Here is a 12,927-nt window from a genome sequence, read left to right on the forward strand (position 1 = left end):
CTGCAAACAACATCAAAAGATCGCAGCCTTCGGCAGCTCCTACAGGGTTAAAAAACGCAAAAAAAAGGGGAGCACATGCCCCCCCGAGGTTTAAAGCGTTGGATCGCGGCCGTTATCTCAGCCTTCGATCTCGATCAGGATTTCGCCCGGATTGACCCGATCACCCTTGGCCACATGAATGGCGGTGACCTTGCCGGCAATCGCGGCCTGGACTTCGGTTTCCATCTTCATCGCTTCGGTGATCAGCACCGCCTGGCCCGCCTTGACGGTGTCGCCCTCCTTGACCAGCACATCGACGATGTTGCCTGGCATGGTGGTGCTGACGTGACCCGGGGCCGACGCTTGTTTGCGCTTGCTGCTGCCACCGCCGACGAATTCGTTGAGCGGTTCGAACACCACTTCTTCCGGCATGCCGTCGATGGACAGGTAGAAGTGACGCTTGCCTTCAGCCTTGACGCCGACACCAGTGATGTCGACGCGGTAGGTTTCGCCGTGAACGTCGATGACGAACTCGGTCGGCACGCCTTCGCCGCCAGCCTTGGTCACACCGCCCGCTTCCGGAATCGGCAGCAGCACTTCCGGCGTCAGGGTGCCGGCAGCACGCTCTTCGAGGAACTTGCGGCCGATGTCCGGGAACATGGCGAAGGTCAGCACGTCTTCTTCCGACTTGGCCAGTGCGCCGATGTCGGCACGCAGCTTGGTCATTTCCGGCTTGAGCAGATCGGCCGGACGCACATCGATGACCTCTTCGCTGCCGATGGCCTGACGACGCAGTTTTTCGTTGACCACGCCCGGCGCCTTGCCGTAGCCGCCCTGCAGGTACAACTTCACTTCGTTGGTGATGGTCTTGTAGCGCTCGCCGGCCAGCACGTTGAAGAACGCCTGGGTGCCGACGATCTGCGAAGTCGGGGTCACCAGCGGCGGGAAGCCGAGGTCTTCACGCACGCGCGGAATTTCCGCGAGCACTTCGGCCATACGGTTGAGGGCGCCCTGCTCTTTCAACTGGTTGGCGAGGTTGGAGATCATCCCGCCCGGCACCTGGTTGACTTGCACGCGGGTGTCGACGGCAGTGAATTCGCTTTCGAACTGGTGGTACTTCTTGCGCACGGCGTAGAAGTACAAGCCGATCTCTTGCAGCAGCTCAAGGTTCAGACCGGTGTCGTACTCGGTGCCCTTGAGCGCAGCGACCATCGACTCGGTGCCTGGGTGGCTGGTGCCCGAAGCGAAGCTGGAGATCGCGGTGTCGATGTGGTCGGCGCCGTTTTCGATCGCCTTGAGCTGGCACATGGTCGCCAGACCCGCAGTGTCGTGCGAGTGGATGAACACCGGCAGCGACTGCTCGGTTTTCAACGCGCGGACCAGTTCGCCAGTGGCGTAAGGGGTCAGCAGACCGGCCATGTCCTTGATCGCCACCGAGTCGCACCCCATGGCTTCCATCTGCTTGGCTTGCGCCACGAACGCATCAATGGTGTGCACCGGGCTGGTGGTGTAGGCGATGGTGCCTTGGGCATGTTTACCGGCAGCTTTCACCGCTTCGATGGCCACGCGCAGGTTACGCACGTCGTTCATCGCGTCGAAGATACGGAACACATCGATGCCATTCACCGCAGCCTTGGCGACGAAGGCTTTGACCACGTCGTCGCTGTAGTGGCGGTAGCCCAGCAGGTTCTGCCCGCGCAGGAGCATTTGCAGACGGGTGTTAGGCAGCGCCGCGCGCAGTTGGCGCAGACGCTCCCACGGATCTTCTTTCAGAAAGCGTACGCAGGCGTCGAAGGTCGCGCCGCCCCAGCATTCCAGCGACCAGTAGCCGACTTTGTCGAGCTTGTCGCAGATTGGCAGCATGTCTTCGGTGCGCATGCGGGTGGCGAGCAGCGATTGGTGAGCGTCGCGCAGGATGGTATCGGTGACAAAGATCTTCTTGGACATTGTTGTATTCCTCACAGGCCTGCGTGGGCGGCGATGGCGGCGGCGATGGCCAGGGCCAGCTCTTCGGGTTTGCGCTTGATCGAGTAGTTGGTCAGTTCCGGGTGGCTTTCAACGAAGCTGGTATTGAACTGGCCGCTACGGAATTCCGGGTTGCGCAGGATTTCCTGGTAGTACGCGGCGGTGGTCTTCACGCCCTGCAGACGCATGTCGTCCAGCGCACGCAGGCCACGGTCCATCGCCTCTTCCCAAGTCAGTGCCCAGACCACCAGCTTCAGGCACATCGAGTCGTAGAACGGCGGAATGGTGTAGCCGGTGTAGATCGCTGTGTCGGTGCGCACACCCGGTCCGCCGGGGGCGTAATAACGGGTGATCTTGCCGAAGCTCGGCAGGAAGTTATTCTTCGGGTCTTCGGCGTTGATGCGGAACTGCAACGCGAAACCACGGTGCTGAATGTCTTCCTGTTTCACCGACAACGGCAGGCCGGAAGCGATGCGAATCTGTTCGCGGACGATGTCGATCCCGGTGATTTCTTCGGTGATGGTGTGCTCCACCTGCACCCGGGTGTTCATCTCCATGAAGTACACCTCGCCCTCGGCGAGCAGAAACTCCACGGTGCCGGCGTTCTCGTAACCGACAGCCTTGGCCGCACGCACCGACAGATCGCCGATGTAGGCGCGCTGTTCCGGGGTCAGTTGCGGGCTCGGGGCGATTTCGATGAGCTTCTGGTTGCGCCGCTGGATCGAGCAGTCACGCTCGAACAGGTGCACGACATTGCCAAAACTGTCGCCAAGGATCTGCGCTTCGATGTGCTTCGGATTGACGATGCATTTTTCCAGGAACACTTCGGCAGAACCGAACGCCTTGGTCGCTTCGGAAATCACCCGAGGGAAATTCTGTTCAAGTTCTTCGCGGCTGTTGCAGCGACGGATACCGCGACCACCACCACCGGAAGTGGCTTTGAGCATCACCGGGTAACCGATACGGTCGCCCTCGGCCAAGGCCTCTTCGATGTCGGCCACGTTGCCTTCGGTGCCCGGCGTCACCGGTACGCCCGCCTTGATCATGCTGCGGCGCGCTTCGGTCTTGTCGCCCATGCGGCGGATGACTTCTGCCGACGGGCCAATGAATTTGATCCCGCGCTCGGCGCAGATGTCAGCCAGTTCAGCGTTTTCCGAGAGGAAACCGTAACCGGGATGCAGTGCATCGCAACCGGTTTCAACCGCCAGGTTCACCAGCTTGCGCGGGTTCAGGTAACCGGCCAGTGGCTCGGCACCGATGCTGTGGGCCTCGTCCGCACGCTTCACATGAAGTGCATGGCGGTCGGCGTCGGAAAAAATCGCAACCGAGCGAATGCCCATTTCGGCGCAGGCTCGCACGATTCGTACGGCAATCTCACCACGGTTGGCGATCAGGATCTTTGTTATCACTTGGAGGTTCCCTTGAGCCGGTGGCACCACGACCTGCTAGACCCAGGTCGACGCGTGACCAAATGTTTCAATTTAGTCGCAGGTCCACACTAGCGCTCATGAGGGATTAACAAAAATGAATAAAAATTGGGTCAGGCATAAGTAAAGACTTATAGTTAAACGACAAGCCCGCCACCAGAGCCATTAATAAATGCGTAAGTCCTTGATGCGTATGACATTACGTCAGTTGCAGATCTTCAACGAGGTGTGCGACTTACGCTCCTACAGCCGCGCAGCCGAGGAAATGTCTCTCACGCAACCGGCCGTCAGCCTACAGATTCGTCAGCTCGAAGAGCTGATCGGGCAGCCATTATTCGATTATGTCGGCAAAAAACTCTACATGACCGAGGCTGCCGAAGCACTCCAGCGCGCCAGTCGGGACATCTTCGGACGCCTGGAAAACCTCGATATGCAGCTGTCGGACATGCAGGGTTCACTGCAAGGTCAGCTGAAACTGGCAGTGGAATCCAGCGCCAAATACTTCGTGCCGCATCTGTTTGCCGCGTTCAAGCGCCAGCACCCGGAAGTGAATCTGCAACTGACCGTGGTCAACCGTGGCCAGGTGATCCGCAGGCTTTCGGATAACCGCGATGATCTGGTGATCATGTCGATGGTGCCGCAGGACATGGGGCTTGAGTTTTTGCCGTTCCTCAACAATCCGATTGTTGCCGTGGCGCGTCCGGATCATCCGTTGGCGCACATGGGCCCGCTGCGTTTGCAGGATCTTGAGCCTTACACGCTGCTGATCCGCGAGCCCGGCTCGGGGACGCGACTGGCCTGCGAGGAGTATTTCAAAGAGAAACGCGTGCACTTCACCCAGACCCAGGAAGTGGCCTCGGCCGAAGCGCAGCGTGAATGTGTGCAGGCGGGTTTGGGCCTGGCGCTGTTGACGCGCCACGCCCTGAACCTGGAGCTGGCGACCGGCGGGCTCGTCGAGCTGCCGGTCGAGGAACTGCCGCTCTTGCGTAGCTGGTGCCTGGTGCAAGCCAAAGCCAAACGCTTGTCCCCGGTGGCACACGCCTTCCTGGCGTTTATCCGCAGCGAACGGGTGCAGATCAGCGCGCTGGTTGAGCGCTTCGACGGGAAGCTGCGGGTGCTGCCTGCCAGTGAGTGATCTCGGGAAAATCGCCGATTTCGGCCTGAAGCTGACGGAGTTCGAAGCGATCTTCGATAGCGCGGCGAAACTCCATGCGGCGCTGGTCTTCCTGCTGACGACGGGTTTTCGCGGCGCTGTTGCGTTCTTCGTAGGGCTGAGCCATTTCGATTCTCCCAAGGCGATGACGGGAGTTTCACGATAGGCGGCGGGGATGACGGTTTGGCTGCGCGAGGATGACAGTGCGATGAAACTTGCGAAGGGTTGTGGTGTTTTTGAGGACGCTATCGCGAGCAGGCTCGCTCCCACATTTGATCTCGGTATGACACAGAATTTGTGTACCTCGGAGATCCCCTGTGGGAGCGAGCCTGCTCGCGAATGAGGTTGGAACGAACTTAGATGGCTTCAGTCATCCAGCGCTTTGGCGGCTTTCGGCGACAAGCGCAAGCTACGCAGACTGCGCTTCACGCTCTTGAGGTGATTGACCAGGCTCGGCCCGCGCGCCATGGCCACGCCCATCGCCAACACATCGATTACCACCAGGTGCGCAATGCGTGAAGTCAGCGGCGTATAGATTTCCGTGTCTTCGTGCACATCGATCGCCAGATTGACCGTCGACAATTCGGCTAGGGGCGTCTGACTCGGGCACAAGGTAATCAGCGAAGCGCCGCTCTCGCGCACCAGATTGGCGGTGATCAGCAGATCCTTGGAACGCCCGGACTGGGAAATACAGATCGCCACATCGGTCGGTTTCAGGGTCACCGCCGACATCGCCTGCATGTGCGGATCGGAATACGCCGCCGCGGTCAGCAGCAAACGGAAGAACTTGTGCTGCGCATCCGCCGCCACTGCACCCGAGGCGCCGAAGCCATAGAACTCGACCCGCTGCGCCTGCGACATCAACGTCACCGCGCGCTGCAGCTCAATCGGATCGAGTTTCTCGCGAACCTCCATCAAGGTGTGCAACGTGGTGTCGAAAATCTTCAGGCTGTAATCGGCGACCGAGTCGTCTTCATGGATCGCAAACTGGCCGAAGCTGGCACCGGCCGCGAGGCTTTGCGCTAACTTCAGTTTGAGATCCTGAAAACCGGAGCAACCGATGGCGCGACAGAAGCGCACGATGGTCGGCTCGCTGATGCCGACACTGTGGGCCAGGTCGGCCATGGAACTGTGCATCACCGCCGCAGGGTCAAGCAGCACGTGGTCGGCGACCTTGAGCTCCGACTTGCGTAACAGGTGACGTGACTGGGCGATGTGTTGCAGCAGATTCAAGGGGCTGGACTCTTCTTATGGGCAAGGATGTAGCACGCTTGTAGTTATACTACATGAATTGGCTTTTTGCCTGCTCAATGCGTAACTCCATGTCCCCATATCAGGCGCGATGAGGTGCATGTAGCCCTTAAAGCGGTTTTTCCTGATCGCGCAAAAGCCCGGCCAGACTGTCAGCCTCCACGGGCCGGCTGATCAGATAGCCCTGAACTTCATCACAACGCTCGGCGCGTAAAAATTCCAGCTGCTCTTGCCGCTCGACGCCTTCGGCGACCACCTTCAGCGACAAGCCATGCGCCATGGCAATGATTGCGCGGGTGATCGCCGCGTCTTCACTGCCCTCACCCAACCCGCGAATGAAGGCCTGATCGATCTTCACGTAATCCACCGGAATGCGCTTGAGGTAACTCAGCGACGAATAGCCGGTGCCGAAGTCATCGATGGCCAGTTTCACCCCCAGATCACGCAACTGCTGGAAGGTCGCGATGATATGTTCGACGCTATCGAGCAACTGGCTTTCGGTCAGCTCCAGCTCGAGGTAGTGCGGCGCCAGCCCGGTTTCCTCGAGCACCTGGCGCACCAGACTGACCAGCTTGCCCTGCCGCAATTGATGCACCGACAGGTTCACCGAAACACGGATCGGCGCAAGGCCCTGACGCTGCCATTCGCAGGCCTGCCAGCACGCCTGACGCAGGACGAATTCGCCGATCGGGCCGATCAGACCGGTCTCCTCGGCCAGCCCGATGAAATCCCCCGGCGGCACTCGCCCCATGGTCGGGTGATCCCAGCGCACCAGCGCTTCCGCCGCATTCAAGCGCCCTGTTTCCAGACACAGTTTGGGCTGATAGAACACTTTCAGTTGCTTGTCTTCAATGGCCTTGCGCAGCTGGTTTTCCAGTTGCAAGCGCTCAAGGGTGCTGGCCTGAAGGCTGTCGGTGTAAAACTGGAAGTTGTTGCCGCCCAAGTGCTTGGCGTGTTGCATGGCCATGTTCGATTGACTGACCAACGCAGAAATCTCCCGGGCATTGTCCGGCAGCATGCTGATGCCCATCGAGGCGCTGACCACCAGTTCATGCCCCTCGACTGTCAGTGGCAGGCGCAATTTGCTCGACAGGCGCGTGGCGACCCGGGCCAGACTCGACAGGTTGCCATAGGCATCGAACAGCACTGCAAACTCATCACCGGACAAGCGGGCGATGGTGTCGGCTTCTGGCAAGGCGTTGACCAAGCGGCGCGCCATTTTCTGCAGTAACTGGTCGGCAATCTCATGGCCAAGACTGTCGTTAAGCAATTTGAAACGATCCAGATTGATGTGCAGCAGCGCCAGACTGCGCCGGCCCTGACGGGAGCGCTGATGCGCTTCATGCAGGCGTTCGCGAAACAGTGAGCGGTTGGCCAACCCAGTCAGTTCGTCGTAATGGGTCAGGTAACGCATGCGCTCTTCGGATTCGCGGCGTGCTGACAGATCGGCGAAGAAGCCGACGATATGACTGACATTTCCCCGACCATCACGCACTGCATTCAGTTGCAGCCACTGCGGGTACAACTCGCCGTTCTTGCGCGTCTCCACCAGTTCGCCCTGCCAACTGCCGTGCTGCTCCAGTGCATGACGGATCGCCACGTAATGGCGGCGGGCATCACGGCTGCACGGTAACTCGACGACGTTGCGCCCGAGCATGTCCTCGATGTCGTAACCGGTGACCCGGCTGAACGCCTGATTGATCGCGATCAGCGCGTAGTTCGGGTCGAGAATCACGATGCCTTCACTGGCCGCTTCGAACACCGTCGCCGCCAGTCGCTGCTGCTCTTCAAGGCTTTTACTGGCACTAATGTCGCGACGGGTGCCGACCATGCGAATCACCCGACCGCTGTCGCTGCGTTCTACCGCGCGGCCACGGTCTTCGATCCACACCCAGTGGCCATCGCTGTGACGCACGCGGTATTCGATCTGATAGTCCTCGGTGCGCCCCTTCAAATGCTCGATCAACGCGTATTTTAGCGTCGGCACATCGTCGGGGTGCAGACGTGGCTTGAGGTCGCGCAACAGCGCCGTGACGTATTCCGGAGCGAGGCCGAACAGTTCCTGAATCTGCGTGTGGTGGACTTCGTCGGTTTGCAGGTTCCAGTCCCACAGACCCAACTCACTGGCTTTCAACGCCAGTGCCAGCCGTGCCTCGCTTTTGCTCAAGGCCTGATTGGCCGCGTCCAGCTCGCGGTTGCGCTGGGCGACGCGGTTTTCGAGTTCTACCTGGGCTTCGCGCAATTTGCCCTCGGCGCAGCGGCGCTGATCGATTTCCCTGGCCAGTTCCTGATTGAGCTGCTCGCTGCGCGATTGCGTCTGTTGCAGGTGTTCGATCAAGTGCTGATTCTGAAAGCGCCGCAGCAAGCCGCGATCGATCAGGCGATTGACCTGCCACGCGACCACACTCAGCGAGCCAAGCAGAATCAGCCCGAGCCAGCCCCAGCCACGCGCCTGCTCGTCGCCGCCCCAGAACAGATAGCCGATCGCCGGCAACAGACAGGGCAAGGTAAACGACAGGAACGCCGGCAGGCTCACCGCGTAGGCAACGCTGGCCGACAGAGTCGCGGCGCCGATCAGGCCGAACACCCAGGCTTGCTGCATAAAGTTGTCGGCGGGCACCAGCGCAATTCCGGCGCCGGCCAGAGTCAGGCCGGTCATGGTCGAACCCAGCAGAAACATCCGCCGCCAGATCGGTTGTGCCTGCCGGTCAGGGATTGCCGAGTCGAATGCTGCGACCTGAATCACCCGCAACGCCACCAGCGACAGCAACCACACCAGCCAGACGCTGACCACAAAGTAGCGCTGCGGGCTCCAGAGCAAAGCGGCGCAGACCAGACCATTGATCAACATGAACAGGGTGGGCAATAACGAGCCCTGATACAGCAGGCGCGTGCGCTCGACCGCCATTTCGACGGCATAGTGCTTGCGGATAACCCGGGGTTCCACGGAGGGGCCCGACAGTTCGGCGCTGAGGGTCATGGGCAACGTTCTTGTTCTTATAAGGAGGGCGTGCGCCCGAAACGTGGACGGAGCATACACAAGCCGATCCCGTTGCCAAACTGCCCCAGATCATAATTTCAGTGAAACTTTTCCGTCCTTTGCCACCGGCCAAACCCTTGGAGCGCGGCGGGCCGATGCCTGTAGGCAGTGACCGACCGGTCGTCATCGACAGGAGTTTCATCGGCTAATGCAAAGCTCGGTTTGCCCGGGCCTGCGGCGCACCCTAGAATGCCCCGATGCGCGATGATCTCTCCCTTCTGCTGAATTCCCTCAACGATGCCCAACGCCAGGCCGTAGCAGCCCCCGTTGGCCGTCAGTTGGTCCTGGCCGGCGCCGGTTCCGGTAAAACCCGAGTGCTGGTGCACCGTATCGCCTGGTTGATCCAGGTCGAAAACGCCTCGCCCCACTCCATCCTGTCGGTGACCTTCACCAACAAGGCCGCTGCCGAGATGCGTCATCGCATCGAGCAGTTGCTGGGGATCAACCCGGCCGGCATGTGGGTCGGCACCTTCCACGGCCTCGCGCACCGCTTGCTGCGGGCGCACTGGCAGGAAGCGGGCCTGAGCCAGACCTTCCAGATTCTCGACAGCGACGACCAGCAACGGCTGGTCAAGCGGGTGATCCGCGAGCTGGGTCTGGACGAACAACGCTGGCCGGCCCGTCAGGCACAGTGGTTCATCAACGGCCAGAAAGACGAAGGTCTGCGTCCGCAACACATTCAGGCCAGCGGCGATCTGTATCTGGCGACCATGCGCGGCATTTACGAAGCCTACGAGGCGGCGTGCCAGCGTGCCGGCGTCATCGACTTCTCCGAACTGCTGCTGCGCGCACTCGACTTGTGGCGCGATCATCCGGGCCTGTTGGCGCACTACCAGAAGCGCTTCCGCCACATTCTGGTGGACGAGTTCCAGGATACCAACGCCGTGCAGTACGCCTGGTTGCGCCTGCTCGGCAAGGGCGGCGACAGCCTGATGGTGGTCGGCGACGACGACCAGTCGATTTACGGCTGGCGCGGCGCGAAGATCGAGAACATTCATCAGTACTCCTCTGACTTCCCGGATTCGGTGACCATTCGTCTGGAGCAGAACTACCGCTCCACCGCCGGTATCCTCAAGGCTGCCAACGCCTTGATCGCCAATAACACCGGTCGTCTCGGCAAAGAGCTGTGGACCGACGGCGGTGATGGCGAAGCGATCAATCTGTACGCCGCGTTCAACGAACACGACGAAGCGCGCTACGTTGTCGAAACCATCGAAAGCGCGCTGAAAACCGGCTTGGCACGCAGCGATATCGCGATTTTGTACCGCTCCAACGCCCAATCACGCGTTCTGGAAGAAGCTTTGCTGCGCGAACGCATTCCGTATCGCATCTATGGTGGTCAGCGCTTCTTCGAGCGTGCGGAAATCAAGAACGCCATGGCCTACCTGCGTTTGCTCGAAGGCCGCGGCAACGATGCAGCGCTGGAACGCGTAATCAACGTGCCCGCCCGTGGCATCGGCGAGAAAACTGTCGAAGCCATCCGTGATCACGCACGCCACAGCGATGTGTCGATGTGGGAAGCGATGCGCCAACTGGTCGCCAACAAAGGCCTGACCGGTCGTGCGGCCGGTGCCCTGGGTGCGTTTATCGAACTGATCGAAAACCTCGCCGCCAAGTGCATGGAAATGCCGCTGCACCTGATGACGCAAACCGTCATCGAGCAATCCGGTCTGATTGCTTATCACGAAGCGGAAAAAGGCGAGAAAGGCCAGGCCCGGGTAGAAAACCTTGAGGAACTGGTCAGCGCCGCGCGCAACTTCGAGAACACTGAAGAAGACGAAGAACTGACGCCACTGGCGGCGTTCCTCGGCCATGCTTCGCTGGAGGCCGGCGACACTCAGGCTGACGAGCACGAAGACAGCATTCAGCTGATGACCCTGCACAGCGCCAAAGGCCTGGAATTCCCTTACGTGTTCCTCGTGGGCATGGAAGAAGGCCTGTTCCCCCACAAGATGAGCCTGGAAGAACCAGGACGTCTTGAGGAAGAACGCCGCCTGGCCTACGTCGGCATTACCCGGGCGATGCAGAATCTGGTAATGACCTATGCGGAAACCCGACGCCTGTACGGCAGCGAAACCTACAACAAGGTCTCGCGTTTCGTACGTGAAGTGCCGAAAGGCCTGATTCAGGAAGTGCGCTTGTCGAACAGCGTCAGCCGTCCGTTCGGCGGCAATCAGTCGATGAGCGGCAGCAATCTGTTCAGCGGCAGCGAGATTCCGGAAACGGGTTTCAGCCTCGGTCAGGCGGTACGCCATTCGATCTTTGGCGACGGTGTGATCCTCAACTTTGAGGGCGCCGGTGCGCAGGCGCGGGTGCAGGTGAACTTCAGCGAAGGCAGCAAGTGGCTGATGCTCGGTTACGCCAAGCTGGAAGCGATCTGACGCCGATTTAGCTTTACTGTGGGAGCGAGCCTGCTCGCGAATGAAATCACCGCGATTGATCTGATAGACCGCGGTGCAGCTTTCGCGAGCAGGCTCGCTCCCACAGGGTTCGGTGTTCTGACTAACAATCCCGCTGAACCTATCGCCTTTTCCTACAGACAAAAGTACATAGGCTGATTGCCTCGCGAAGCTGAACTCAACCTGTCAGGCAAAAGCCCGAAACACTCTCTCGCTAGCCAGTAACACTTCAGCTGTGCAACATGGCGCGCGTGTCTCCACAAACGGGAATTCCCTTTATGAAACGTTTTCTTAGCATCGCCATGGCGTTGTGCATCGGCCTGACGATGAGCCTCGACGCCAACGCCAAGCGCTTTGGTGGTGGCAAAAGCGCCGGCGCTGCGCCGACGCACCAGACCAGCCAGATGGCTCCTTCTTCTCCAGGCGTAGGCGGCGCAGCTGCGACCGCTGGTGCTGCCGGTGCCGCTGGCGCTGCCGCCAAGGCCGGTGGTGCTTCGAAATGGCTCGGCCCTCTGGCCGGTATCGCCGCTGGTGGCCTGCTCGCTTCCATGTTCATGGGCGGCGGCTTCCAAGGCATGCAGATCTTCGACATCCTGATCATGGCTGTGATCGCATTCGTGATCTTCCGCTTCATTGCCGCACGTCGACGCAAGCAGCAGGAGCAATTCGCTCCGGCCGGCGCGCCGATGCAGCGTGAAGCGTTCGAGCAGAAGCCTGCTGCCATGGGTTCGATTTTCGGCGGTTCGGCTGCGCCTGCTGCCGCTCGTCCGGTGATCAACGCGCCAGCCTGGTTCAACGAGCAGAACTTCCTTGAAGCTGCACGCAGCCATTTCCAGTCGCTGCAGCAGCACTGGGACGCCAACGAAATGGACAAGATCGCCGAGTTCGTGACCCCGCAAATGCTCGAGTTCCTCAAGCGTGAGCGTGCGGATCTGGGCGATGCGTTCCAGTCGACCTACATCGACAACCTCCAGGTACAACTGGATGGCGTGGATGACCGTGCCGACAAGACCATCGCCACCCTGACCTTCAGCGGTGTGTCGAAGTCTTCGCGCTTCGATCAGGGCGAAGTGTTCAGCGAAAGCTGGAACATGGAACGTCCGCAGGGCGAGAACCAGCCTTGGCTGGTTGCCGGTATCCGCCAGAACGGCTGATCCCTCACTACGCTTAACTTGCGGTAATAAAAACCCCAGCCTCGGCTGGGGTTTTCTATTTCGCGGTTGCATCTATAGCGAGCTACTGTATAAACCGGCCCATATAAACCGCGCCATTCAAGCAAGAGGATCCCGGACGTGGAAGAAATCATCGAACAACTGCGTGAAGCCAACGAACCCGTGCCGGTTCCTTTGGAATTGCCTGACGAAGACCAACTGGTGGAAGTCGAAGAAGAACTGTTCATCAATATTCCGTTCGTCTTCAAAGAATTTTTGCTGACCGTCAGCGACGTGGTTTACGGCAGCCTCGAGCCGGTGACTGTCACCGACCCGCAATCGCACACCTATTTGCCGGATGTCGCGGCCAATGCATGGGACATCGGCGTACCACGTGACCTGATCCCGATCTGCCAGGACGGTGAGAACTACTACTGCGTCGAAGAAGACGGCACCGTGGTGCTGTGGTCCGGCGAAGAAGAGCTGATCACCGAAGAGTCCTGGGAATCGGTGTGGCACTGGGCGCGGGACGTCTGGCTGGAAAGCTGATCGACCCAACGCC

The 12,927-nt window shown here is 60.0% G+C and carries 9 protein-coding genes; 4 read left to right on the forward strand and 5 right to left on the reverse strand.

Translation table 11 applies throughout. The features are described from left to right. Positions 1 to 117: 117 nt before the first annotated feature. A complete protein-coding gene (gene oadA, locus QOM10_RS29115; protein WP_150749882.1) occupies positions 118 to 1,926 on the reverse strand; it encodes a sodium-extruding oxaloacetate decarboxylase subunit alpha in 1,809 nt (602 codons plus the stop codon). Between the two features lie 11 nt (positions 1,927 to 1,937). Beyond that, the gene (locus tag QOM10_RS29120; protein WP_025112637.1) at positions 1,938 to 3,353 is read right to left on the reverse strand and encodes an acetyl-CoA carboxylase biotin carboxylase subunit; all 1,416 of its coding nucleotides are present in this window, start codon (positions 3,351 to 3,353) and stop codon (positions 1,938 to 1,940) included. Between the two features lie 190 nt (positions 3,354 to 3,543). Between QOM10_RS29120 and QOM10_RS29125 the strand changes: the two genes are divergently transcribed. Further along, positions 3,544 to 4,506: a LysR family transcriptional regulator gene (locus tag QOM10_RS29125; RefSeq protein WP_016984010.1), complete on the forward strand. Its 963-nt coding sequence runs from the start codon at positions 3,544 to 3,546 to the stop codon at positions 4,504 to 4,506. Here the strand turns inward: QOM10_RS29125 and QOM10_RS29130 are convergent. The 3 genes from QOM10_RS29130 to QOM10_RS29140 all read right to left on the reverse strand — a co-directional run bounded on the left by QOM10_RS29130 (position 4,448) and on the right by QOM10_RS29140 (position 8,755). Next, positions 4,448 to 4,651 (reverse strand): PA3496 family putative envelope integrity protein, encoded by a 204-nt coding sequence (locus tag QOM10_RS29130; protein WP_008078845.1) that lies wholly within the window; start codon positions 4,649 to 4,651, stop codon positions 4,448 to 4,450. The two genes, QOM10_RS29125 and QOM10_RS29130, sit on opposite strands and share 59 nt — an antisense overlap. 239 nt (positions 4,652 to 4,890) lie before the next feature. Beyond that, a complete protein-coding gene (gene hexR, locus QOM10_RS29135) occupies positions 4,891 to 5,757 on the reverse strand; it encodes a transcriptional regulator HexR (protein WP_008078846.1) in 867 nt (288 codons plus the stop codon). Positions 5,758 to 5,884: 127 nt separating this feature from the next. After that, positions 5,885 to 8,755, reverse strand: coding sequence for an EAL domain-containing protein (locus QOM10_RS29140; RefSeq protein WP_316917345.1), 2,871 nt, complete (start codon positions 8,753 to 8,755; stop codon positions 5,885 to 5,887). A 257-nt stretch (positions 8,756 to 9,012) separates the two neighbouring features. Here QOM10_RS29140 and uvrD point away from each other — a divergent pair, with 257 nt between their 5' ends. The 3 genes from uvrD (at position 9,013) to QOM10_RS29155 (ending at position 12,914) form a co-directional block, all read left to right on the forward strand. Further along, entirely contained in the window at positions 9,013 to 11,196 is a 2,184-nt protein-coding gene (gene uvrD, locus QOM10_RS29145; RefSeq protein WP_003229685.1) for a DNA helicase II, read from the forward strand. Between the two features lie 296 nt (positions 11,197 to 11,492). Then, entirely contained in the window at positions 11,493 to 12,368 is an 876-nt protein-coding gene (locus tag QOM10_RS29150; RefSeq protein ID WP_127930292.1) for a Tim44 domain-containing protein, read from the forward strand. A gap of 138 nt (positions 12,369 to 12,506) precedes the next feature. Further along, entirely contained in the window at positions 12,507 to 12,914 is a 408-nt protein-coding gene (locus QOM10_RS29155; protein WP_008078852.1) for an SMI1/KNR4 family protein, read from the forward strand. Positions 12,915 to 12,927: the final 13 nt, after the last annotated feature.

The sequence above is a fragment of the Pseudomonas sp. P108 genome, from assembly GCF_032613195.1.
In the GTDB taxonomy this organism is placed as follows: Bacteria; Pseudomonadota; Gammaproteobacteria; order Pseudomonadales; family Pseudomonadaceae; genus Aquipseudomonas.